The sequence below is a fragment of the Nocardia cyriacigeorgica genome (assembly GCF_010868145.1).
In the GTDB taxonomy this organism is placed as follows: Bacteria; Actinomycetota; Actinomycetes; order Mycobacteriales; family Mycobacteriaceae; genus Nocardia; species Nocardia cyriacigeorgica_D.
In genome coordinates, this window is the sequence record NZ_JAAGUY010000031.1 from 17,863 (window position 1) to 41,250 (window position 23,388).

Consider the following 23,388-nt stretch of genomic DNA (forward strand, 5'->3'; position numbering starts at 1 on the left):
CGTTCTCGCCGGCTGCGAGGTCCGTCTGAGGGGCTGACAGTGCAGTTGATCGACAACGTCAAAGCGGCGGTCTCACGGAAGGTCGGGGCGCGGCCGTGGCTCGACCATCTGGTGCGCGCCGGTGGCCGGTATCATGGTCAGCGCGGTGACTATTTCGCCGCCGGAATCACCTACTTCACGGTGCTGTCGCTGTTTCCGCTGCTGATGGTGGCTTTCGCGGCAGCCGGTTTCGTGCTGGCGGGTAATCCGGAGCTGCTCCAAGAGATCCAGGATCGGGTGGTCGAGAACATTCCCGGTGAATTGGGCACCCAGCTCAACGATCTGATCGACCAGGCCATCAGATCCCGCACCGCCGTCGGTGTCCTCGGACTGCTGACCGGTCTGTACACCGGCCTCGGCTGGATGGCGAATCTGCGTGCCGCGCTGACCGAACAGTGGGAGCAGAAGACCGAGGACGGCAACTGGATCATCACCAAGATCAACGATCTCGGTGCGCTGATCGGTCTCGCCCTGGCTTTCGTGGTGTCGCTTGGCTTGTCGGGTCTGGCCTCCAGCGGTGTCGGTGCGCCGCTGCTGGAACAGCTCGGTCTGCGTGATGCGCCCGGTGCGCGAATCGTGTTGTGGGCGTTGTCGACTCTGCTGGCACTGCTCGCATCCTGGGCGGTGTTCGCGTGGATGATCGCGCGGTTGCCGAGGGAGCCGGTCACTCTGGCCAGTGCGGCCAAGGCAGCCGCGTTGGCCGCCATCGCCTTCGAAGTGTTCAAGGTGATCGGCTCGGTGTATCTGCAATCGGTGATGAGCAGCCCGGCCGGTGCCGCATTCGGTTCGGTGATCGGTCTGATGGTGTTCAGCTACATCACCTACCGGATCATCTTGTTCGCCACCGCGTGGGCCGCGACGGCCGCGGAGAACGAGCAGGAAGCCGAGGTCCCGGTGCCAGGGCCCGCGGTGATCCGCCCGCGCATGCAGGACGCCGGGCGCTTCGGGAGTGGGGCGACCTACTTCGGGGCGGGTGCTGTTGCCGCATTGGGTCTTTCGCTGCTGCGGCGACGGAGGGACTGATCAGCGCCGCTTGACGATTCGCCGGGCGCCGGCGAGCAGCACGAGCACCATGATGCCGCCGCCGGCCACCAGTACCCACCGCAGATCATCCCGGTCCGGGCCGCCCTGCGATTGCGCCAGATGTCCGACCTCCGAACCCTGTGGCGGCGCCGCCAGCGCGACCGCGGTGGGCTCGGCCTCGGTGTCCGGGCCGGGTAGTGCGCCGACCGAGGCGTCGGCGTCGAGGGCGAACCCGTAGTCCAGCAGCCGCGCCGCCTGCTCCCACGGCCGGATCGGCAGCACGTCCGCCTTGAGCAGGGTGACGATGAGCGTGCGACCGCCGCGCTCGGCCGCCGCGACGAAGGTTTGCCTGGCATCATCGGTGAACCCGGTCTTGCCACCCAGCGCGCCTTCGTAGTTGTAGAGCAGGTGATTGTCGTTGCCCACCGGGAAACCGGGATGGTCCTTGTCGTCCGGAATCCGCGGATCGGCCGGGTAGCCGGGAAAATCGATCTGTTCGGTGTGGATCAGCTCGGCGAACAGCGGGATCGTCATCGCCTCGCGGAACAGCAGTGAGAGGTCGTAGGCCGACGTGCTCATTCCTGGGCCGTCGAGACCGGACGGCGTCGCCGCGCGGGTGTCGAGCGCGTGCAACGACCGCGCCAGCTCGTTCATCTTCGCCACAGCGCCGTCGTCCCCACCGAGCTGGGCGGCGATCGCGTGCGCGGCATCGTTGCCGGAGGCCATGATCAGCGCCTGCATCAGCTGGCGGTTGGTATAGCGACCACCGGGGCCGATACCGACCCGGGTGCCGTCCACGTCGGCGTCGGTCTGGGTGCCGGTCACCACCGTGTCCAGGTTCAGGGTGCGCAATGCCACCGTCGCCAGCAGCACCTTGATCGTGCTCGCCGGCCGATAACGCCCATGCGGATCCTTCGCGGCCAGCACCTGGCCGGTCGCCATATCCGAGACCATCCACGACGTCGCCGAGATCTCCTCAGGCACCGGCGGCGCCCCCTTCGGCACGACCACCCCGCACTCGCCCAACCGCTTCCCGCCGATCGGCGGATCCGGCACCGGCAGCGGCTTGGGCGTCGGCTGGCCGGGCTTCGGCACCTCCGATAGGTCGATCGGCGGCGGCGGCAACGTCTGCTGCGGGCAGCGATCGGTATTCGGCGTGGTGAAAGGCGTCGTCGTCGGGCCCGTACTCGCAGGCTCGGCGATCGCGGGCGCGCCGGCCGCGACCGTGCCGATAGCCAGCAGTGCCGCCAGCGCCACCGCGGCCCGGCAGCGAAGATCCCGGATATTCATCGGGCGTGAGCCTAGCGGGCGCGGTGGGGTTCGCCGCGGTTGGCGGGTCAGCGAGCTGTGGCCAACCGCATCGGTGTCTCGTCGTCCATGTCGGCGAAGAATCCGCCGATCACGTCTTCGATCTCACCGATCGACTCCGCGCAGTACAGAATCGGCTGGTAGTGGGTGATGTCGTAGGCGGCAGTGCCCATGGCGGCGACGTCGAGTGGGCGCAGTTCCGCATGCCGGAACTCGTCGATCTCGCCGTAGGAAGACAGCAGACCCGCGCCGTAGCAACGGATTTCGCCGTGCTCACGGACCACGCCGAACTCCATCGAGAACCAGAAAACATCGGCGAGGAACTTCAGCGCGTGCTCGGTCTCCAATCGTGCGACCGCCGCGCCGACCGTCTCGTAGACAGCGGCGAAGCGCGGGCTGGCGACCTGGTTGGCATGCCCGATCACCTCGTGGATGGCATCGGGCTCCGGGGTGTAGAGCGGTGCCGAATGATGCCGGATGTATTGGGTGGCATGGAAGATCCGGTCGGCGAAAGAACCGAAGAACTCGCGCAACGGCACCAGGCCGGCCGCGGGGACGTAGCGGAATCCGGTCAGCGGTTCGAGCGCCGCCGACACCTCGTCGAGCTGCGGGATGTGGTCGGTGGGCAGTGCCAGCCGCGCCGCGGCTTCCAACACCTCGGTGCAGGCGTAGGTGCGGTGTTTGCGGGCCAGCTCCGCCGAGACGATCCGCCAGACCTGCTGCTCCTCATCGGTGTAGTCGACCCGGGGTAGGGGGCCGCCGGGACGGTAGTCGAGTGCGAGCGCCGCAATGGCATTGCGTCGGGCCCGGTAGTCCGGGTCGTGCACGCCGGGGTGCTCATCGCTCAGATGCACCGTCACGTCACCGTCATCGGTGCGCGTCACCGGCGAATAGAGCTGTGCTTCGGTGAACATACTTCGATGCAAGCACCGCGATGGCAAACTGACAACAAACACACGCTCAACTGCGCAAACTGTCTACTATTCGTGCGTATCGAGAGGTTGCGCGGTCGTCTGAGGCCGCGTGCCCGCTGTCTCGGCGGCGCCATTCACCGCACATCGGCGCGGTTCATGGCGCAAGATGGCGAAAGTACGAAGGAGGACGCATGCGGACCGTGCGAATCGATCTCGACCAGAAACTGCTCGCCGCGGCGGGGACCATCATGGGTACCTCGACGAGCGCGGCGACCATCAACGAGGCGCTGCGCCGCATAGTCGTGCACGAACGACAGCTTCGGCACCTCGAGAAGCTCGCTTCCGGTGTTCGTGCGCGCGGCGAGCTGGCAGTGGTCGACGGATAGGCCCACTTTCCAGGGCAGTCCGATAGGTCGGCGCGGGTGCCGATGACGCACGCCGTTGCGCGGACGCGACATTCGACGCGCTGATCTGTCGGTGGGTGCTGGCATCATCCGAGCTGTCCAACAATCGCGGCAGGGCCGCACCGAGGGGGGAACGATGTCGGTACCCATCGCCGATCTGCCCGATAGCCAGCGTCCACGGGAACGGTTGGCCGCGCTCGGTCCGGCCGCCCTCACCGATGGCGAACTCTTGGCGCTGCTGTTGCGTCACGGCAGGCGTGGCGAGAGTGCGCTGGAAATGGCGGCGGAACTGCTTGCCGAACACGGCGGTCTCGCCGGGCTGGCGGTGGCGCGCCCGGAGGAGCTCGCCATGCGTTCTGGTGTCGGTGCCGCCAAGGCGGCCTCGATCATCGCCGCATTCCATCTGGCCACCCGGGCCCGCCGTGACACGGTCACCGCCAGCGGCCTGTGTGGCGCCGCCGATGTCGCGCGGGTCGCGCAGCCGCTGTTCGCCGGCGCACGGGTGGAACGACTACTCGTGCTCGTGTGCGATGCGCGAAACCGGTTGCGGCGGCCGGTATTCGTGGCCGAAGGTGCGATCGACCAGGTGGCCGTCCCGGTCCGCGAGATCTTGAATACGGTGTTGCGGCACGACGGACGTGCCTTCGCCATCGCGCACAATCATCCCTCCGGCGATCCGAGCCCGAGCGTCGACGACAGGCGAGCCAGCACCATGCTCATCGAAGCGGCCCGCACCGTCGGCCTGCGATTTCTGGATCACGTGGTGATCGCGGGGGAACAATGGCGCAGCGCGCCGCCACTGGGCGGTTAGGTATTCGCCAGGACGTTCGCGGACCGTCGGCGTGCGGCGGCCAGCCGTGCGCCGATCACACCATGGCGTGGCGCGAACAAATACACCAGCGCGAATGCGACACCCTGGGCCACGACGATCATGCCGCCGGAAGCGGTATCGAGGTGGTAGCTCAGGTACAGGCCGATCACGGCGCAGGCGGCCGAAACCGTTGGCGCGATGACGAGCATCCGCCCGAACCGATCGGTCAGCAGATATGCGGTCGCACCCGGAATGATCAGCATCGCCACCACCAGGATCACCCCGACCGCCTGCAGCGCGACCACCGACGTCAAAGCCAGCAGTCCGAGCAGAGCGGCCCCGAGCAGACGTGGGCTCATCCCGATCGCGTGGGCGTGGGTGGGATCGAAGGCGTAGAGGGTGAAGTCGCGCCGTTTGAGGATCAGCGCCGCGAACACGATCGCGGCCAGGATGGCGATCTGCAGCAGATCCGAGCGGCTCACACCGAGCAGATTGCCGAAAATTATGTGGTTGAGGTCGGTTTGGCTCGGCGTCACCGACACCAGCACCAAGCCGAACGCGAACAAGGTGGTGAACACGATGCCGATAGCCGCATCTTCCTTCACCCGGCTGGTATCACGGACCACCCCGATCAACGCCACCGCGAGGAAACCGAAGATCACCGCGCCCACCGCGAACGGCGCACCGACGATATAGGCGAGCACCACCCCCGGCAACACCGCATGCGATACCGCATCGCCCATCAACGACCAGCCGATCAGCACCAGCCAGCACGACAGCACCGCGCACACGACGGCCGCGATCACGCTGGTCGCCAGCGCGCGCACCATGAATTCGTACCGCAACGGGTCGACGAAGAAATCGATGATGTTCATCGTGCTCACCGCTGGCCCATCACATCGAGACCGAAAGCGAGAGCCAGGCTTTCGGGTCGCAATGCCTCGTCGGGGTCGCCGTGCATCAGGACCTTTCGCATGAGCAGGATCGCCTCGTCGGCGAGCCCGGGCAGCGCGTGCAGATCGTGGGTCGACACCAGCACCGTCGCCCCGTCGGCGGCCAGTTCCCGCAGCAGACCGGTAATGGTGGCTTCCGAGCGCTTGTCGACTCCGGCGAACGGTTCGTCCAGCAGTAGAACGGTGGCGCCCTGGGCGATTCCGCGAGCGACGAAGGCACGTTTGCGCTGGCCGCCGGAGAGCTGGCCGATCTGCCGGTCGGCGAGCTCGGTGAGTTCGACGCGCTCGAGCGCATGGTCGACCGCATCGCGATCGCTGCGGCGTGCCCGGCGGGTGAATCCCATCCGGCCGTAGCGACCGGTGGTCACGACCTCGCGTACGGACAGCGGAAACGACCAGTCGACGTCCTCGCTCTGCGGGACGTACCCCACGACGCCCGCTTTCCTGGCGGACGTCGGCGTCCCGCCGCCGATCCGAACGGTGCCGCGGTCGGGGGTGACCAGGCCCATGATCGTTTTGAACAGCGTCGATTTACCGGAGCCGTTCATCCCGATGAGCCCGCACACCCGACCGGATTCGACGGTCAGGTCGACCGCGTCGAGTGCGAGCACCGAGCCGTAATGGACGGTGACGTCGCGTACCTCGATGGCTGACGTATCGCTCATGGTGTGCTCCCGGTCAGTGCCGTGCCGATCAGATCGGCGTCGTGGCGAATGAGCTCCAGGTAGGTCGGGACGGGGCCGTCTTGTTCGGACAGCGAGTCCACGTACAGCACGCCGCCGAACGCCGCACCGGTGGCCTCGACGACGCGGCGCATCGGGGCGTCGGAGACGGTGGATTCGCAGAACACCGCTGGCACCTGATTCGCGCGGACGAATTCGATCGCGGAGGTGATCTGCTGCGGTGTGGCCTGCTGTTCGGCATTGACCGGCCAGATGTACTTCTCGGTCAGGCCTGCGTCCCGAGCCAGGTAGGAGAACGCGCCTTCGCAGGAGACCAGAGCCCGCTGATGCTGCGGCAGCACCCTCAGGTCGGCGACGAGCTCATCGTTCACCCGCTGCAACTCGGCTTTGTACTTGTCGCCGTTCGCGCGGAAGTCGGCCGCATGATCCGGGTCGAGCTCACTGAACGCGGTGACCATGTTGTCGATGTAGGTCCGCACGTTCAGCGGCGACATCCAGGCATGCGGATTGGGTTTGCCCTGGTAGGCGTCCTCGGTGATGCTCATCGGCGCGACACCTTCGCTGACGGTCACATGCGCGGCCTCGGAGTCCTCGACGAACTGCCCGAACCAGGCTTCCAGATTCATCCCGTTGTCCAGGATCAGATCGGCCTTGGCCGCCTTTTTGATGTCCCCCGGGGTGGGCTCATAGCCGTGGATCTCCGCACCGACCTTGGTGATCGACTCGACCGTCAGATGTTCACCCGCGACGTTCGACGCGATATCGGCCAGCACTGTGAAAGTCGTCAACACCGTCGGTTTCCCGTCCTCGGCCTCGATCGCACCGCATCCGGTCGCCCCCAGCGCGACCGCACACGCGACGACAAACGCCCCGATCCCTGCACAACGACGAAAACCAGGCCCGGAACGCAATCTATCCACTACCAAATAGTAATGTTCGGGTACCCGAAACTTCAAGTTCGGATGGTGTCTCAACCTCGGGCGAAACGGCGAAGGCCGCCTTCCCGAATGGGGAAGGCGGCCTTCGTGTACCAGCCGGGTGTATCCGGTGGGATCCCACAACCTCAGCGGGTGAACAGCAGCGCGCGCTTGACTTCCTGGATGGCCTTGGTGACCTCGATGCCGCGGGGGCAGGCGTCGGTGCAGTTGAAGGTGGTGCGGCAGCGCCAGACACCTTCGACGTCGTTGAGGATGTCGAGGCGTTCGCGGGCGCCTTCGTCGCGGCTGTCGAAGATGAAGCGGTGGGCGTTCACGATCGCGGCCGGGCCGAAGTAGCTGCCGTCGCTCCAGTACACGGGGCAGGAGGTGGTGCAGCAGGCGCACAGGATGCACTTGGTGGTGTCGTCGAACCGGGCGCGGTCGGCCTGGCTCTGGATGCGCTCGTAGGTGGGCTCGTTACCGGTGGTGATCAGGTACGGCTTCACCGCGCGGAACGCGTCGAAGAACGGCTCCATGTCGACGACGAGGTCCTTCTCCACGGGCAGGCCGCGGATCGGCTCGACGGAGACGGTGATGGACTTGCCGTTCTTGGGCAGCATGTCCTTCATCAGCACCTTGCAGGCCAGCCGGTTCACACCGTTGATCCGCATGGCATCGGAACCACACACACCGTGGGCGCAGGAACGCCGGAAGGTGAGGGTGCCGTCCAGGTAGGACTTGATGTAGATGAGCACGTTCAGGAAGCGGTCGGTCGGCAGGACCGGCACCTGGAACGACTCCCAGTGCGCGCCCTTGTCGTCCTCCGGGTTGAACCGGGCCACCTTGACGGTGATCATCACCGAGCCCTCGGGGACGGGAGCGGGCTTCTGCGAAGAGGGTGCTTCGGCAACAGCAGTCATCAGTACTTACGCTCCATCGGCTCGTAACGGGTCTGCACCACCGGCTTGAAGTCGAGGCGGATATCGGACAGCAGGTCCGCACCCTCCTTGTAGGCCATGGTGTGGCGCATGAAGTTCACGTCGTCGCGATCCGGGTAGTCCTCGCGGGCGTGTCCGCCGCGCGATTCCTTGCGGTTGAGCGCGCCGACGACGGTGACCTCTGCCAGCTCCAGCAGGAAGCCGAGCTCGACGGCCTCGAGCAGATCGCTGTTGTAGCGCTTGCCCTTGTCCTGCACCGTGATCCGCGAGTACCGCTCCTTGAGCGCGTGGATATCGGTGAGGGCCTGCTTGAGCGTGTCCTCGGTGCGGAACACCGAGGCGTTGTTGTCCATAGACCGCTGCAGTTCGGTGCGGATGTCGGCGACGCGCTCGTTGCCGTGGTCGGACAGGATCAACGCGAGCCAGTCCTGCACCATCTGCGCCGGGTTCTCCGGCATCTCGACGAACTCGGTGCGCTCGGCGTACTCGGCGGCGGCGATACCGGCGCGCCGGCCGAAGACGTTGATGTCGAGCAGCGAGTTGGTGCCGAGGCGGTTGGCGCCGTGCACCGACACGCAGGCGCATTCGCCGGCGGCGTACAGGCCGGGGACGACGTCGGTGTTGTTGCGCAGCACCTCGCCGCGGATACGGGTCGGGATACCGCCCATCACGTAGTGACAGGTCGGGAACACCGGCACCAGTTCCTTCACCGGGTCCACACCGAGGTAGGTGCGGGAGAACTCGGTGATGTCGGGCAGCTTCTCTTCGAGCACGTCCTCGCCGAGATGGGTCACGTCGATGTAGACGTAATCCTTGTTCGGTCCCGCGCCGCGGCCTTCGAGCACCTCGAGCACCATCGAACGGGCGACGATGTCGCGGGGCGCGAGGTCCTTGATGGTGGGGGCATAGCGTTCCATGAAGCGCTCGCCGTCGGCATTGCGCAGGATGCCACCCTCACCACGGACCGCCTCGGAGATGAGGATGCCGAGGCCGGCCAGGCCTGTCGGGTGGAACTGGTGGAACTCCATGTCCTCGAGCGGCAGGCCCTTGCGGAACACGATGGCCATACCGTCACCGGTCAGCGTGTGCGCGTTCGAGGTGGTCTTGTACATCCGGCCCGAGCCGCCGGTGGCGAACACGATCGACTTGGCATGGAAGACGTGCAGCTGCCCGGTGGCCAGCTCGTAGGCGACGATGCCGGTGGCGACCGGACCGCGATCGGTCTCGGTGAGCACCAGGTCGAGGGCGTAGAACTCGTTGAAGAACTCGACGTCGTGCTTGACGCAGTTCTGGTACAGCGTCTGCAGGATCATGTGGCCGGTGCGGTCGGCGGCGTAGCAGGCCCGGCGGACCGGGGCCTTGCCGTGATCGCGGGTGTGGCCACCGAAACGACGCTGGTCGATCTTGCCCTCGGGGGTGCGGTTGAACGGCAGACCCATCTTCTCCAGGTCGAGCACCGCGTCGATGGCCTCCTTGGCCATGATCTCGGCGGCGTCCTGGTCGACGATGTAGTCACCACCCTTGACGGTGTCGAAGGTGTGCCACTCCCAGTTGTCCTCTTCGACGTTGGCCAGCGCCGCGCACATGCCGCCCTGCGCCGCGCCGGTGTGGCTGCGGGTGGGGTACAGCTTGGTCAGTACCGCGGTGCGCGCCCGGGGCCCGGCCTCGATCGCCGCACGCATCCCCGCGCCACCGGCGCCGACGATGACGACGTCGTAGCGGTGCTCCTGAATCCGGGATTCACTCATCGGAGGTGGCCTGTTCCTAACTGATGTTGGGGTCGAAGGTGAAGATGACGTAGGTGCCGACGCCCATGACCAGGATCATCGACAGCACCAGCAGCGTGTTCAGCCAGAAGCGGGTCGAGTCCTTGCGGGAGTAGTCCGCGATCACGGTGCGCAGCCCGTTGCCGCCGTGCAGCTGGGCCAGCCACAGCATGGATAGGTCCCAGATCTGCCAGAACGGGCTGGACCAGCGGCCGGCCACGAAGGCGAAGTTCAGTCGCTTCACGCCGCCGTCGAGCAGCAGCATGATCGACATGTGGCCGAGGACGAGCACGATCAGTGCCAGGCCGGAGAAGCGCATGAACAGCCATGCGTACTTCTCGAAGTTGCCGTTGGCGCGAGCACGCGGGGAGCGGGGCAGATCCAGGCTCGCCGGGCGGTCATAAGACTTGCCGAGTACAGGTGCGCTCATATTTATCAGTGCTCCGTGAACAGTAGGTAGAACATCCGACCGACGGCGGGCACGAGTAGCACGACAACCAGGCCGATGATGCCCCAGAGCATCTGGCGCTGGTACCGGGGGCCCTTGGACCAGAAGTCCACCAGGATCACTCGCACACCGTTGAGCGCGTGGAACAGCACGCAGAAGACCAGGCCCATCTCCATGAGCGCCACGATCGGAGTCTTGTAGGTCTCGATCGCGTCGTCGTAGACGGCGGGGCTGACGCGCACCAGCGCGGTGTCCAGAACGTGGACGAAGAGGAAGAAGAAAACGGTGACGCCGGTGATCCGGTGCAGCGCCCAGGACCACATTCCGGGGTCGCCTCGGTACAGCGTCTTCCGCTTCGGCTGTGCCGGAGCTTCTATCGTGGTCATAGAGTGCGGTGCCTCCAACGTCGTTGATGGACCCGGTCGCAGATCCGACGCCGGCGCTTCGAGCCGGAAATCCGGTGGAAACCAGCTCGCGGCCACCAGGCGTTTTATCGCTTGTGGCTGCGCTCCGGCCCGCCGCCGGGAACCTGAACCGATCTGTTGTGGACTCTAATCCTCTCCGAATCGCGGAACTAATTCGGAGTGCCGCGCGTTGCGTGCATTTCCGCTAGGTTAGGGTTACCTTTCTCCGTGGGTGAGGGGTTGTGCGGTGGTCCGCCCATGCCCTGGTGCGGCCGGTTCGAGGGGAGCTCGGGATGACCGAAATCGACTGGAAACTCCTGCGTGACAAAGCAATTGGAGTAATGCGCAATGCGTATGCGCCATACTCGCGGTTTCCGGTCGGCGCCGCGGCTCTCTGTGCCGACGGTCGAATTGTGAGCGGTTGCAATGTGGAAAATGTCTCATACGGGCTCGGCCTTTGTGCCGAATGTGTACTCGTCGGTAACTTTCAGAGCGGCGGCGGGGGCCGCTTACTGGCCGTCTCGGTCACCGATTCCCGCGGCGAAATCCTGATGCCGTGTGGGCGGTGCCGCCAGGTGCTGTACGAGTTCGGCGGGGCGGAGCTACTGGTGGATCATCCGCGGGGGCCGATTCGACTTGGTGAGCTCTTGCCGGACGCGTTCGGCCCGGATGATCTCGATGCGGTGCAGGGGCCACGGTCGCCGTAGGCCGATCGAACCGATCGTGTTCGCTGTGCCGTACCTCTGTCTACCCGCCCGAACCGACGGGCCGGACACTCCTGACAAGAGGTTCGCATGAGCAGTACCGATCTCCCCACCACCACCGACACCGGACTGCCCGGTGCCGAGACCGACGGGCGCGGGCAGGCCCTCGCCGAACGCCTGTTCGCCGACATGCTGTCCGGGCTCGAACTACTGACGGTGGAGCTCGGCCGCCGCCTCGGGCTCTATCGCGCACTCCACGACGCCGGGCCGACGACCGCCGACCGATTCGCCGACCGCGCGGCCATCGCACAGCGCTATGCCCGCGAATGGCTCGAGCAGCAGGCCGCCGCGGGCATCATCGACGTAGTGACGGCGGGCAGCACCACCGACCGTGAATACGCGCTGCCCGCGGCGCACGTCGGCGTGCTGCTCGACGAGACCGATCCGCTGCACCTGGCAGGCGGGGCAATGGGCGTGGAAGGGATTGCCTTGACGCTGCCCGAGGTCGCCGCCGCGTACCGCACGGGGACAGGTGTCGGCTACGAACGATTCGGCGACGAGATCCGCCGCGGTATCGCTTCCCTCAATCGGCCGATGTTCACCCATGAGCTTGCCGGCTGGGTCCGCGCCCTGCCCGATGTCGCCGCTCGCCTCGACAGCGGTGGCGTGGTGCTGGATGCCGGGTGTGGTTCCGGTTGGTCGTCGGTCGCGTTGGCGAAGGCTTTCCCGGCCGCGCGAGTAGTCGGCGTCGATCTGGATACCGCGTCGGTCGCTGAGGCTCGCCGCAACGTCGAGTCCGAAGGGCTGTCGGACCGGGTCCGGGTGGTGGAGGCCAACAGTGCGGACGGGCGCGCACTTCAGGCCGCGGCCGGCGCCAGATGTCAGCTCGTCACTGTGTTCGAGGCCCTGCACGATATGGGTGAGCCGGTCCGCGCGCTGGCTGCGTTCGCCGAGGTACTCGCTCCCGGCGGCGCGGTTCTGGTGGCCGACGAGCGGGTGGGTGCCGAGTTCACCGCGCCCGCCGACGAGCTGGACCGGCTCAACTACGCATTCAGCGTGTTGCACTGCCTGCCGGCCACGATGGCGGAATCCACCCATATCGCCAACGGCACCGTGCTGCGTCCGGACACTGTGCGGAGCTGGGCGCAGGCCGCCGGGTTCGACCGCATCGAGGAGCTGCCGATCGACAACGAGCTCTGGCGGTTCTACCGGCTGTCGGAGTAATCCCCTGGACATCGTTCTGCCGGACACGTCCGGCTCGGCGGACCTGGACGCTCGCCGGCGCAACGCATGGTGGCGTCCGCGCCGCAGGCGGCGTGCTGCACCCCGGCCTGCCGACTGCGAGACTGACGGTTGTGACGGCACTGGACGCGGTTTCCATCATCACTGCCAAACGCGATGGCGGGCAGCTCACCGATCAGCAGATCGACTGGGTGATAGACGCCTTCACCCGTGGCGCGGTGGCCGACGAGCAGATGTCGGCGCTGGCCATGGCGGTGCTGTGGCGGGGGATGACACGACGGGAGACAGCGCGCTGGACCGCCGCCATGATCGATTCGGGCAGCCGCCTCGACTTCACCGACCTGCCCCGCCCGGCGGTGGACAAACATTCCACCGGAGGCGTCGGCGACAAGATCACCCTGCCGTTGGCGCCGCTGGTCGCGGCCTGCGGTGCGGCGGTACCGCAGTTGGCCGGGCGTGGGCTCGGTTACACCGGTGGGACGCTGGACAAACTCGAATCCATCCCCGGCTGGCAGGCCGACATCACGGTGTCACGGATGCGGGAAATTCTCGCCGACCCGGCTGCTGGTGCGGTGGTGTGCGCGGCGGGTGCGGATCTGGCGCCTGCCGATAAACGGCTCTACGCATTGCGTGATGTCACCGGCACGGTCGAGTCCATTCCGTTGATCGCCAGCTCGATCATGAGCAAGAAGATCGCCGAGGGCACCGGCGGGCTGGTGCTGGATGTGAAGGTGGGCTCGGGTGCCTTCATGAAGAACATCGAGGACGCTCGGGAGCTGGCCACCACGATGGTCGAGCTGGGCGAGGACGCCGGCGTGCGCACCGCCGCACTGCTGACCGGCATGGACACGCCACTCGGGCGCACCGCGGGCAATGCGCTCGAGGTCGCCGAGGCCGTCGAGGTATTGGCCGGAGGTGGGCCCGCCGACGTCGTCGAGCTGACCTTGGCGCTGGCGAGGGAGATGATCGAGCTGGCCGGGCTGGATGCCGACCCCGCTGCCGCGCTCGCCGACGGCCGGGCCATGGACCACTGGAAGGCGATGATCCGCGCCCAGGGCGGCGACCCCGATGCTCCGCTGCCGAAGGCCAACCACACCGAGACCATCCACGCCGGCAGCGACGGCGTGATCACCCGCCTCGATGCCATGGGTGTCGGCCTCGCGGCCTGGCGCCTCGGGGCGGGCCGCGCAAGGCAGGGTTATCCGGTGCAGGCCGGAGCGGGGGTGGAACTCCATGCGCGCGTGGGTGATTCGGTGCGCGTCGGGAGCCCACTGTGCACTTTGCACACCGATACACCGGAGGCTCTTCGTGGCGCGGTGGCTGCCGTGTCCGGAGCCGTCACCATCGACGACAGCGTCGGTACGGCGAGCGCGCCCGCCTTGATCCTCGATCGAATCGGGGCCTGAACCACGACCGCGCCCGTGGTCGTGCCGCAACGAGATCGTCACCACGCCTCGACTCCGCTGCCGATTCGGCCCGGTGCGGCTACCGTCAGGACATGACTGGACCGATGCCATTGACCCTTGCCTCGATCCGCCAAGCGCCCAAAGCGTTGCTGCACGACCACCTCGACGGTGGCCTGCGCCCCGCCACGGTGCTCGAACTCGCCGCCGACTGCGGCTACGACCAGCTACCCGCCGCCGACGCCGACGCGTTGGCCGTCTGGTTCCGCGAGGCCGCCGACAGCGGTTCGCTTGAACGCTATCTGGAAACCTTCACCCACACCGTCGCCGTGATGCAGACCCCGGAGGGGCTGCGCCGGGTCGCTCGTGAATGCGTTGCGGACCTGGCTGCGGACGGCGTCGTCTACGCCGAGGTGCGGTTCGCGCCCGAACAGCATCTGGAACGCGGCCTGACCCTCGACGAGGTGGTCGAGCACACGCTGGCCGGATTCCGTGAGGGTGAGGCGGCGGCCGCCGAGGCGGGCACACCGATCGTGGTGATCTGCCTGTTGACGGCGATGCGGCATGCGGCGCGTTCCCGTGAGATCGCCGAACTGGCGGTGCGGTTCCGCCACCTCGGCGTCGGTGGGTTCGATATCGCGGGCGCCGAGGCCGGCTACCCGCCCACCAGGCATCTGGACGCGTTCGAATATCTGCGCGTCAACCATGCCCACTTCACCATTCACGCGGGTGAGGCGTTCGGTCTGCCGTCCATCCACGAGGCGCTGGCGTTCTGCGGGTGCGATCGGCTCGGCCACGGCGTGCGGATCACCGACGACATCCACGTGCCGGGCGCGATCGAGGAGGCGAAGCTGGGGCTGGTCGCCAATTATGTCCGCGATATGCGGATCCCGCTGGAGTTGTGTCCGTCGTCGAATGTGCAGACCGGGGCGGTGCCCTCACTCGACAAGCATCCGTTCGACCTGCTGGCGAGGCTGCGTTTCCGCGTCACCGTCAATACCGACAATCGCCTGATGAGCGACACCACCATGAGTGCGGAGATGCTCAAACTGGTCGACACCTTCGGCTACGGCTGGAGCGACCTCGAACGCTTCACGATCAATGCGATGAAGTCGGCGTTCATCCCGTTCCCGGACCGGCTGCGCATCATCGACAACATCATCAAGCCCGGCTACGCGGTGCTACTGGGTTAGAGCGACGTGGTCAGCCCGCCCGGGAACCTTCGGTGGCTTGGACGGCTTTCGGCACCGCGTCACCGTTGCTTCGGCGCGACAGTAGATAGAGAACCCACATCACGATCGGCAAGAGGATGTCGGTCCACAGCGGGATCCCGATGTTGTACGGCTTCGTATTGTCTTCGGCCACCCAGAAGTAGATGTGCCCGGCCGCGTCGCCCCAGTACTGAATGGTCAAAACGACGATCGTGCACAACCAGAAGTGACCCCGGAACCAATACGCCATGATGCCGACCACACCGATGGCCAGATCGCCCATCGCGTTCTCCCATTGGAAGCCGCCGTCACCACGGGTGTAGCCGATCTGCTCGGCAACGTTCGCGCCGTCGAAGATATGTGCGGCCGCGCCGAGCACGGATGCGACGCCGACAACAGCCACCATCCACCACACCATGTATATATCGGCCACCGGACGGTCGCGCTGTCGTCGGCTCTGCACGAACGCTCCGATGAGGGCGATCAGAACTGCGATGATGGTAGGCACAAGAGGGTCTCCTTGCGTCCAGTCGATCACTGTGTGCAGTTGCCTCTGACGAGCTTAATTCGCGAGGGGTCGCCAGGGAACCGTCGACAGGGGCGAACGGCGGGGCGAATGGCGCCGGTTAGGTTGGAGTCGTGACGGATTTGCGGATTGCTCGCCGGTTCAATGGCCCCGCCGACTCGGGGAACGGTGGATATGTCGCGGGCCTGGTCGCGGCGCACGTGCACGGGACGCCGCCGCGGCAGGTTCGGGTGATGCTGCGCGCCCCCGCGCCGCTCGATGTGCCGCTGGTCCTGCGCGAGGGCAGCCTCTACGACGGTGACACCGTCATCGCCGAAACCTCGGAAGGGACATTCGACCGCGAGGCGCCGGACGCGGTATCGCTCGACGATGCCAGGACGGCGGCCGCGGCCTACGAGAACGACAGCGAGATGTTCCGGTACTGCTTCGTGTGCGGAACGGCCCGCCCGGACGGTCTGCGGATCGCGCCTGGTGCGGTGCGTGACGGTGTCGTAGCCGCGCCGTGGATGCCGACGGATTCGGTGCCGATCGACGAGACGCTGCTGTGGGCGGCGATGGACTGTCCCGGCGGCTGGGCGTTGCCGGGAATGCTGGAGCGGCCCGCACTGCTCGGTTCGATGACGGCGCACGTTCTCGACCTACCGGCCGTGGGGGAGCAGTGTGTCGTGGTCGGCGCAGACCAGGGCGAACAGGGGCGCAAAGCGTTCGCGTCCACTGCGGTCTACGGCGCCAACGGTCGTCTGCTCGGACGGGCCGAGCAGATCTGGATCCGGCTGAACCGGGCATCGAACTGACGCCCGGTCCGGCCGGAGCCGCTCACTTCTGGTTCAAGCGCGCCTCGAAGTTGCGTTCCAGCTCCCGCCAAGCCTGCGCCTCGGCGGTGAACGGCGGGTTCGGGGCCATCCGGGACGGGTCCGGGTTCAGCAGGTACGAGACATACCAGCCGAGCGGCGTGGACTGGGCAAGACCCTGCTCCACCGCGTCGTCGTCGGCGTAGTCGGCGGCGTCGGTGAACAGCTCGACCGCCAGATCGAGCTGTTCGATATCGACGGACTCGGGCCCGTCGCCGAGGTCATCGGCCAGGCCGGGCAGCACGTAGACGTTCTCGTCGGTGACCTCGACCTCGAGCGAGCCGTCCACGGCCGCGGTCTGTACCTCACTGAAAGTGCTGACCCGTGCGAGGTCGTGTTCGTGATCGTCGGCCAGGTAGCGAGCCAGCGCACGTTCGGTGCCGAAGACCGCGATCGCGCCCTTCGTGCCGAGGAAGATCGGCTCGTCGTCGAGGTAACACCGCAACGTGAAGTAGGTGCCTTCGCCGGTGACGATCTTGATCGGGTCGATACCGACCTCATGCCACAGCGAGTCGTCCTCGACGTCGTCCTCTTCGTCCTCTTCGTCCTCATTGCTGTCGTCGGTGAGGTCGACCGGCTCGTAGTCGCTGTCACTGTCGGTGTCGGCCGCGTCGTCGGCATCGATGACGTTCTCCTCCGCCGCGAGCAGTTCGGCCTCGGCCACCGACACCGCTTCCGCATCGACGTCAGGGGTCTGCACCACCGAGTCGATGGCGTCGACGACGGCATCCCAGTCCTTGGCGACGGCGGCACCGATTTGATCCCAGAGCTCTTCACCATCACGTCCGATGAAGGCGTTGACGCCGCCGGGCAAGGCGCCGAGCACCGGATGCGAGCCGAAGAACTTGGTCACCACCTCCAGCTCGCACACCTCGCCGATATTGCGGACCATCGCGAGGGTGTCCTCGAGTTCGGCGACCGTTTCGGCGTCCGGATCGCTCGCGACCAGCTCGGGAACCCCGATCAGGTCGAAGGTGAAGTTCTCCTCCGGCTCCAGTTCCACCGCCGATAGACCGGCTACGACCTTCCACGCGGGATGGTCGACCAGATCGTTATCGGAATCGGTCCGGATGAACGCGGCCAGTTCCGCGACCGACTCGAAACCGTAGAGGGCGTCCTCGTGGCCGAGGAACGCCTCCCACTCGTCGTCACCGTCACGCCAGCGCGGTGCCCACAGGGTGACGAGATCGCCGTCGGTCAGGCCGAGTTCGATCGGGACGATGTCTCCAGAAGCCATGTGCCGAAGCCTATCGAGCTTCTGGCTCAGGCACTATCCGGGCTGCCCCCAACGGCACCCGTGGCGGCCCGCGGCTCGGGCGCGAACGACTCGTTCAGTGCGGCAACGACGTTCGAGCGCTGCCCGCCCGCGTCCTCCGCGGCCTGCCTGCAGGCCCAGATGATGAGCTGGGCGACCTCGGCCGGCGGCAGTGACGTGGCGGTTTCGGCCAGGTTCAGCGCGACCAGCGCGCCGTCGCTGTTCACCTCGGCACTGACCATGCCGTCTTCGGTCGTGAACTGCCCGCGCACCTGCTCGAGGCCGTACAGCGCGGCCTCGAGCGCCTCGAGTTTCTGCGTGGCCCCGGCGACCAGGGCATCCATCTCCGCACTCATGCCAGCACCTCGCTCGGCGCCGGCATGACCGCCCGGGCAGCTGTGCTCATGGTTCGCTCGCTCATACCGGCCTCATCCAGCTCGTCTGTCCAGTGTCTGCGTCATCGATCCGGTCCAGCTCGTCGACGGCCTGCTGGCGCGTGGGCAGGCCGAGCCGGTCGAGGATGTCGTCGGGCATGCCCGATTCGGCGAGCACCTCACGCCTGCGCGCCTTGGCGGCGACGGTGGAGCGCTGGGTCAGGCGCAGGATCTCCGCGGCGAGAGCTTGGGCGCCGTAACGGTATTCGCTGCGCTCGAACTTGATCTCCACCGGCATCCCCTGGTCGGTGGCCCGGACCGAGATGGTGCCCGATCGGTTGCTGCTGGCCGCCACGGTGACGTTGGGGACGGCGGCGCCCTGCTGTTCGCTCATTCGGTAGGCCTGTAGAAGCCGTAGAACTCCATGTCCAAGTTCTCCGTTCGGATCGAGCTGATGGAGACCGGGTCACCGGCCTCGACGAGTTGACCATTTCCGACGACCATGGCGACGTGGCCGTCCCATACCGCCAGGTCGCCGGGCTGAAGGTCGCCCGGTGACACCTGGGGGTGTCCGATGTGTTGTTCCTGCGCCAGCCGTGGCAGCTCGACTCCGGCCTCGCCGTAGGCGTACTTGGTCAGGCCACTGCAGTCGATGCCCGAGCCGGGAGTGTTTCCGCCCCAGACGTAGGGCGTGCCGACCGCGCCGATCGCGGACTTCACGGCGGTCGCGGCCTTTTCGTTGGGCGCTTCGACCTGGCTGCCGTCGGGCAGGGTGATCATGACGCCATCGCCGGTGGCCTTACCGCTGGTAGTGGTGCCGGAGCCGGACTTGGAGGCCGTGCTCGTGGACGTGCGGCTGCCCGAAGAGTTGCTGCTCGTGCCCGAGCTGGTGGACGACGAGCCCATCACCGAGCTGATCATCGAACCGGCGGTGCCCATGACGCCGGAGGCCATCGAGCCAAGTCCCGAGGTCGCTGCGCTGATCGGCGCCGCCACGCTCGCGGTGGAGGTGGACGGCGGCGGGGAGAGCTGCTCCATCGACGCGGTATGGGTGGTGAGCTCGTTCTGCACCCGGCCGACCACGCCGAGCGCCTGGCCGAGATGGTCGATGGCCGAGCTGACGAGCACGGTCAATCCCACCGGCGTGCCAAGCGTTGGGCCCGCGGCCACGGCGGAGTCGACGAAGGACTGGGCGATGGAGGTGAGATCCTTCTGCCCGGTCTCGACCTCGGCCGCGGCCTGTCCGACGACTGTCGACATCTCGTTGCCGCGGTCGGAGATGGTGGCGGCACTGGTCTGCACCCGCAGCGCCTTCGAGGTCGCGGCGTCGGCGCCCTTGCCGTCCCACACGCTGTTCATCTGGTTGATGCTCGACCGGCCCAGCTCGTGCACCTGGTCGATCGCGGTCGAGGTGGTGCGCAGCGCGTCGCCGGGACCGCCGACGGCGAGCACACCGGTACCGAAGCTGGCCAGCAGATCGAAGATCGGCTTCGCCAGCACATTGATGTCGATCACCGGTTCACCCTTCTGCGGACGTGGTCCGCAGCGAGTCGGCGATATCGATATCGGTGCCTGCGTAGTTGGTCGCCGCGCCAACCGCGGCTGTGCTCATGCTCGACACCACGGCGGACAGCTGGCCGATCGCGGCGACGTGGCCTGCGTGCGTGGCGGCGTAGGCGGTCATGAAATCACCACCGATCAGGCCGAAGATCGGGCCGAGTAGGGCCGGACCCGCACCGGCGGCACCCGCACCCGCCGCGGCTAGTTCACCCGCCATCACCCCGGCGGTGGCACCGTACGCGGCGATGCCCTCGGTATCCGCTGAGATCCTCTTCATCAGAGCTTCCCCCATCGTCTTCGTTTCCGGGCAGAGTATGTCATCTACCTGATTCGACGCACGGATCCGCCGATCGGTTCCAGATCGTCGGAAAAAGTTTTCGGCGACTGCGGCGGCGAACCCGGATTCGACTTTATCGTTCCTACATGCGTACGCACACTGTGGATCATCCGCTGGCCGCGGCTCTGCTGACCATCCTTCGGGATGAGCGCACCACGAACTCGGCGTTTCGTTCGGCGTTGCGCGATCTGACGGGTCTACTGATCTATGAGGCGCTGCGTGACGCGCCGCTGACCCGGTTCGACATCAACACGCCGATCACCGTCACCGACGGGGCGCGTTTGGCGAAGCCGCCGCTGCTGGTGCCGGTGCTGCGGGCCGGGCTCGGAATGGTCGATGCCGCTTCCGCACTCATACCCGACGCACGGGTCGGCTTCGTCGGAATCGCGCGCGACGAAACGTCCCATCAGCCGGTGCCATACCTGGAATCGCTGCCCGCCGACCTGTCCGATATGCCGGTGTTCGTGCTGGATCCGATGCTGGCCACCGGTGGCTCCATGCGGTACACGCTGGAACTGCTGGCCGATCGCGGCGCCACCGATATCACCGCGCTGTGCGTCGTCTCGGCCCCGGAAGGAGTTGCGGCGCTGGAAGAATCGGGTCTGCCGGTGCAGCTGATCACCGCGGCCATCGATACCGGTCTCAATGCCGACGCCTACATCGTCCCCGGTCTCGGCGATGCGGGCGACCGGCAATTCGGTCCGCGCTGACGGGAAGCTCGGCGGCGGGGTTATTCGCCAGAATGATCGGCGAATAGTTCGATGTGCGCGCACGAGGTACACCGAAAGGCGGCGATATGGAATCGGGGCCGCTGCCCGAGGACCGCACCCCGCCAGCCAGGATCGGCGGCGGCATCGGCCCAGTTCACCCCGGCGCGGCCGGTTTCGAGCGAGCCCACGCGCAGATCGGTACCACCGCAATGGGTGCAGTGCCGGTGGTTCACGCCCGGTCTCCTAACGCGGTGCAGAACGCGCTGAGCGCGGAGAGCTGTTGTGCGGCAGCGATTCTTGCGGTGGCAAGTTCGCTCGAACCGGCTACCGGCAGTATCACCTCCAGATAGCACTTGAGCTTGGGTTCGGTTCCGGACGGGCGAATGACCAAGCGCGCCGAATCCCCATCGAAGATCAGTGCATCGGTGCGCATTCGTCCACGCACCGTGCCCATATCGGTGACCCGCATCGGCATATCGGCGATGGCGGCAGGTGGATTCGAACGCAGCCGGTCGAGTACCGCTGCCGCGGTGGCCTGATCGGAGAGCCGTAGCGAGACCTGCTCGCCCGCGTGCAGGCCGAATTCGACCGCATAGTCGTCGAGTTCGTCGAGCAACGAACGTCCGGCCGCTTTCAGCCGTGCGACGAGGTCGGCGGCCAGCACGGCAGCGGAGATGCCGTCCTTGTCGCGCACCGCGACAGGATCGGCGCAGTGCCCGATCGCTTCCTCGTACGCGTAGACCAGCCCGTCGCCCGCGCGGGCGAGCCATTTGAAGCCGGTCAGCGTCTCCGCATAGCGTGCGCCGCGGGCCGCTGCGAGTCGCGACAGCAGCCGCGAGGAGACGATCGTGGTCGCGACCAAGGCGTCTGCGGGGGCGGTGCGCAAGACGCAATCGGCCAGCAGCACGCCGGTTTCGTCGCCGCGCAGCATCCGAACCTTGCCGGCCGGGCCGGGCACACCGACCGCGCACCGGTCGGCATCGGGGTCGAGCGCGATCGCGATATCGGCCCCGACCCGTTCGGCCAGCGCGATGAGCAGATCCGTTGCCCCCGGCTCCTCCGGATTCGGGAACGCGACGGTCGGGAAATCCGGATCGGGAGCGAACTGCTCATCCACGACGTGTACATCGGTGAATCCGGCCGCGGTGAGCGCCGCACGTGCGGTCGCGCCACCGACACCGTGCAGCGGGGTGAGCGCGATCCTGATGCCCGCGCGCTCGCCAGGTCCGCCGATGAGTTTCGGCAGCGCACCGACTCGGTCGAGATAGCGACGCACCAGATCGGCGCCGGAGAAGTCCACCGGTGTGCGCGCGATCGGTTCGGTCACCGCCTCGATCCGGTCTTCGATCTCGGTGTCGGCCGGTGCCAGTAGTTGGGCGCCCCCGTCGAGGTAGACCTTGTAGCCGTTGTCGGTAGCCGGATTATGCGAGGCGGTGATCTGGACTCCCGCAACCGCACCCAGCTCGCGCACGGCGAAGGCGGTGACCGGAGTCGGCAGCGGTTCGGGCAGCAGCGTCACCGGGAAACCGGCGGCGGCGAAGATCTCCGCTGTCGCGGTGGCGAATTCGGCCGAACCGTGGCGCGCATCGCGTCCGACGACCACGCGGCCGCCACCGAGGCAGCGGTCCCGCAGCCAGTCGGCGATGCCTGCGGTCGCGCGGCCGACCGTGGTCACATTCATCCCGTCGGGGCCCTCGCGTAGCGGCCCGCGCAGCCCTGCCGTCCCGAATCGCAGCATCTACAGCAGCTCCAGCACACCGCGCAGCAGCTTGCCGAGGCGCGGCGCCGCCGCCCGGCCCTCGGCCAGGACCTCGGCGTGCGAGAGCGCCTCCCCGGTGACACCGGCGGCCAGATTGGTGACCAGGGAAATACCGAGCACCCGCACGTCCAGCGCGCGGCACGCGATGGCCTCCAGCACCGTCGACATGCCGACCAGGTCGGCGCCGAGGGTCCCGAGCATCCGGATCTCGGCCGGTGTTTCGTACTGCGGGCCGGTCAGGCCCGCGTAGACGCCCTCGGTGAGGGATGGATCCACCTGGCGGGCCACCGCGCGCAGTGCGGGATCCCACGCGTCGACCATGTTGACGAATGTCGCGCCGGACAGCGGGGTCCGGCCGGTGAGGTTGAGGTGGTCGCTGATCAGCACCGGCTCACCGACGTGCAGCCCGGGCCGGATACCACCCGCGGCATTGGTGAGCAGCACGGTGCGCGCGCCCGCTGCGACGGCGGCGCGGACCGGGCGCACCACGTCATCGGGGGAGTGGCCCTCGTAGAGATGCTGGCGCCCCATGAGCACGAGGACCGGTGTATCGCCGACCGGTATCGAATGCACCATCCCGACGTGCCCGAGCGCGGTGGGTACCGAGATGCCGGGTAGCTCCGACATCGATACCGACGCGGTGGGTGTCCCGATCTCCGAGGCGGCGTCCTGCCAACCCGATCCGAGCACCACCGCGACTGGATGGCACGGCACTCCTGTCCGCTCGGCGATCGCTTCGGCGGCCTGTTCGGCAAGCATGACGGCAACTGTATCGGCCCGGGTGCACAGCGGCCGGGACTCGGCGGTGACCGACCACACTCAACTCCTTGCTACCCGCGAGTAGGATT

General features: G+C 67.1%; 26 protein-coding genes. 9 read left to right on the plus strand and 17 right to left on the minus strand.

Features of this window, described 5'->3' with window-relative positions; all coding sequences use genetic code 11:
* Positions 1–39 precede the first annotated feature (39 nt).
* Positions 40–1,062 (plus strand): inner membrane protein YhjD, encoded by a 1,023-nt coding sequence (yhjD, locus tag GV792_RS25395; RefSeq protein ID WP_163827181.1) that lies wholly within the window; start codon positions 40–42, stop codon positions 1,060–1,062.
* Here yhjD and GV792_RS25400 read toward each other — a convergent pair whose 3' ends face one another.
* Positions 1,063–2,352 (minus strand): D-alanyl-D-alanine carboxypeptidase family protein, encoded by a 1,290-nt coding sequence (locus GV792_RS25400; RefSeq protein WP_163827183.1) that lies wholly within the window; start codon positions 2,350–2,352, stop codon positions 1,063–1,065.
* Between the two features lie 47 nt (positions 2,353–2,399).
* Entirely contained in the window at positions 2,400–3,284 is an 885-nt protein-coding gene (locus GV792_RS25405) for a phenylalanine 4-monooxygenase (protein ID WP_163827185.1), read from the minus strand.
* A 191-nt stretch (positions 3,285–3,475) separates the two neighbouring features.
* Between GV792_RS25405 and GV792_RS25410 the strand changes: the two genes are divergently transcribed.
* Positions 3,476–3,670 carry a type II toxin-antitoxin system VapB family antitoxin gene (locus tag GV792_RS25410; RefSeq protein ID WP_163827187.1) on the plus strand — a complete coding sequence of 65 codons (195 nt, stop codon included), beginning with the start codon at positions 3,476–3,478 and terminating at the stop codon, positions 3,668–3,670.
* Positions 3,671–3,824: 154 nt separating this feature from the next.
* Positions 3,825–4,499, plus strand: a complete 675-nt coding sequence (locus GV792_RS25415) for a JAB domain-containing protein (RefSeq protein ID WP_163827189.1) — start codon at positions 3,825–3,827, stop codon at positions 4,497–4,499.
* Here GV792_RS25415 and GV792_RS25420 read toward each other — a convergent pair.
* The 7 genes from GV792_RS25420 to sdhC all read right to left on the minus strand — a co-directional run bounded on the left by GV792_RS25420 (position 4,496) and on the right by sdhC (position 10,590).
* Positions 4,496–5,374 carry a metal ABC transporter permease gene (locus GV792_RS25420; protein WP_163827191.1) on the minus strand — a complete coding sequence of 293 codons (879 nt, stop codon included), beginning with the start codon at positions 5,372–5,374 and terminating at the stop codon, positions 4,496–4,498. The genes GV792_RS25415 and GV792_RS25420 overlap by 4 nt on opposite strands.
* Positions 5,375–5,379: 5 nt before the next feature.
* Positions 5,380–6,117, minus strand: coding sequence for a metal ABC transporter ATP-binding protein (locus GV792_RS25425; RefSeq protein WP_163827194.1), 738 nt, complete (start codon positions 6,115–6,117; stop codon positions 5,380–5,382).
* Complete coding sequence (locus GV792_RS25430) at positions 6,114–7,046, minus strand: metal ABC transporter substrate-binding protein (protein WP_175584790.1); 933 nt, start codon at positions 7,044–7,046, stop codon at positions 6,114–6,116. Before GV792_RS25430 ends, GV792_RS25425 begins: the two co-directional genes overlap by 4 nt.
* A 152-nt stretch (positions 7,047–7,198) precedes the next feature.
* On the minus strand, positions 7,199–7,972 hold the full coding sequence (locus GV792_RS25435) for a succinate dehydrogenase iron-sulfur subunit (RefSeq protein WP_163827196.1): 774 nt from the start codon (positions 7,970–7,972) through the stop codon (positions 7,199–7,201).
* Complete coding sequence (gene sdhA / locus GV792_RS25440) at positions 7,972–9,738, minus strand: succinate dehydrogenase flavoprotein subunit (protein WP_175583154.1); 1,767 nt, start codon at positions 9,736–9,738, stop codon at positions 7,972–7,974. Before sdhA ends, GV792_RS25435 begins: the two co-directional genes overlap by 1 nt.
* A gap of 16 nt (positions 9,739–9,754) precedes the next feature.
* Complete coding sequence (locus GV792_RS25445; RefSeq protein WP_163827198.1) at positions 9,755–10,186, minus strand: succinate dehydrogenase hydrophobic membrane anchor subunit; 432 nt, start codon at positions 10,184–10,186, stop codon at positions 9,755–9,757.
* Positions 10,187–10,191: 5 nt separating this feature from the next.
* Positions 10,192–10,590, minus strand: a complete 399-nt coding sequence (sdhC, locus tag GV792_RS25450; RefSeq protein WP_163827200.1) for a succinate dehydrogenase, cytochrome b556 subunit — start codon at positions 10,588–10,590, stop codon at positions 10,192–10,194.
* Between the two features lie 311 nt (positions 10,591–10,901).
* Between sdhC and GV792_RS25455 the strand changes: the two genes are divergently transcribed.
* The 4 genes from GV792_RS25455 to GV792_RS25470 all read left to right on the plus strand — a co-directional run bounded on the left by GV792_RS25455 (position 10,902) and on the right by GV792_RS25470 (position 15,150).
* A complete protein-coding gene (locus GV792_RS25455) occupies positions 10,902–11,315 on the plus strand; it encodes a cytidine deaminase (protein WP_163827202.1) in 414 nt (137 codons plus the stop codon).
* An 87-nt stretch (positions 11,316–11,402) separates the two neighbouring features.
* A complete protein-coding gene (locus tag GV792_RS25460; RefSeq protein ID WP_163827204.1) occupies positions 11,403–12,536 on the plus strand; it encodes a class I SAM-dependent methyltransferase in 1,134 nt (377 codons plus the stop codon).
* 131 nt (positions 12,537–12,667) lie between these two features.
* Positions 12,668–13,960 carry a thymidine phosphorylase gene (locus GV792_RS25465; RefSeq protein ID WP_175583153.1) on the plus strand — a complete coding sequence of 431 codons (1,293 nt, stop codon included), beginning with the start codon at positions 12,668–12,670 and terminating at the stop codon, positions 13,958–13,960.
* A 92-nt stretch (positions 13,961–14,052) separates the two neighbouring features.
* Positions 14,053–15,150: an adenosine deaminase gene (locus GV792_RS25470; RefSeq protein ID WP_163827207.1), complete on the plus strand. Its 1,098-nt coding sequence runs from the start codon at positions 14,053–14,055 to the stop codon at positions 15,148–15,150.
* A 10-nt stretch (positions 15,151–15,160) separates the two neighbouring features.
* Here the strand turns inward: GV792_RS25470 and GV792_RS25475 are convergent, their stop codons facing one another.
* Positions 15,161–15,676: a DUF6790 family protein gene (locus GV792_RS25475; RefSeq protein WP_163827209.1), complete on the minus strand. Its 516-nt coding sequence runs from the start codon at positions 15,674–15,676 to the stop codon at positions 15,161–15,163.
* Between the two features lie 131 nt (positions 15,677–15,807).
* Between GV792_RS25475 and GV792_RS25480 the strand changes: the two genes are divergently transcribed.
* Positions 15,808–16,488 carry a hypothetical protein gene (locus GV792_RS25480; protein ID WP_178124442.1) on the plus strand — a complete coding sequence of 227 codons (681 nt, stop codon included), beginning with the start codon at positions 15,808–15,810 and terminating at the stop codon, positions 16,486–16,488.
* Between the two features lie 22 nt (positions 16,489–16,510).
* On the opposite strand, the gene GV792_RS25485 is transcribed toward GV792_RS25480, so the two are convergent.
* The 5 genes from GV792_RS25485 to GV792_RS25505 all read right to left on the minus strand — a co-directional run bounded on the left by GV792_RS25485 (position 16,511) and on the right by GV792_RS25505 (position 20,011).
* Positions 16,511–17,782 (minus strand): primosomal protein, encoded by a 1,272-nt coding sequence (locus tag GV792_RS25485; RefSeq protein ID WP_163827211.1) that lies wholly within the window; start codon positions 17,780–17,782, stop codon positions 16,511–16,513.
* 26 nt (positions 17,783–17,808) lie between these two features.
* On the minus strand, positions 17,809–18,156 hold the full coding sequence (locus GV792_RS25490; RefSeq protein WP_163827213.1) for a YbaB/EbfC family nucleoid-associated protein: 348 nt from the start codon (positions 18,154–18,156) through the stop codon (positions 17,809–17,811).
* A 61-nt stretch (positions 18,157–18,217) separates the two neighbouring features.
* A complete protein-coding gene (locus GV792_RS25495; protein WP_163827215.1) occupies positions 18,218–18,568 on the minus strand; it encodes a hypothetical protein in 351 nt (116 codons plus the stop codon).
* Positions 18,565–19,689 carry an NlpC/P60 family protein gene (locus tag GV792_RS25500; RefSeq protein WP_163827217.1) on the minus strand — a complete coding sequence of 375 codons (1,125 nt, stop codon included), beginning with the start codon at positions 19,687–19,689 and terminating at the stop codon, positions 18,565–18,567. Before GV792_RS25500 ends, GV792_RS25495 begins: the two co-directional genes overlap by 4 nt.
* A 4-nt stretch (positions 19,690–19,693) precedes the next feature.
* Positions 19,694–20,011 (minus strand): type VII secretion target, encoded by a 318-nt coding sequence (locus tag GV792_RS25505; RefSeq protein WP_163827219.1) that lies wholly within the window; start codon positions 20,009–20,011, stop codon positions 19,694–19,696.
* 146 nt (positions 20,012–20,157) lie between these two features.
* Between GV792_RS25505 and upp the strand changes: the two genes are divergently transcribed.
* Complete coding sequence (gene upp / locus GV792_RS25510; RefSeq protein WP_163827221.1) at positions 20,158–20,781, plus strand: uracil phosphoribosyltransferase; 624 nt, start codon at positions 20,158–20,160, stop codon at positions 20,779–20,781.
* Positions 20,782–21,010: 229 nt separating this feature from the next.
* Here the strand turns inward: upp and GV792_RS25515 are convergent, their stop codons facing one another.
* On the minus strand, positions 21,011–22,519 hold the full coding sequence (locus GV792_RS25515; protein ID WP_163827222.1) for a phospho-sugar mutase: 1,509 nt from the start codon (positions 22,517–22,519) through the stop codon (positions 21,011–21,013).
* Positions 22,520–23,299: a purine-nucleoside phosphorylase gene (locus tag GV792_RS25520; RefSeq protein WP_163827225.1), complete on the minus strand. Its 780-nt coding sequence runs from the start codon at positions 23,297–23,299 to the stop codon at positions 22,520–22,522.
* Positions 23,300–23,388: the final 89 nt, after the last annotated feature.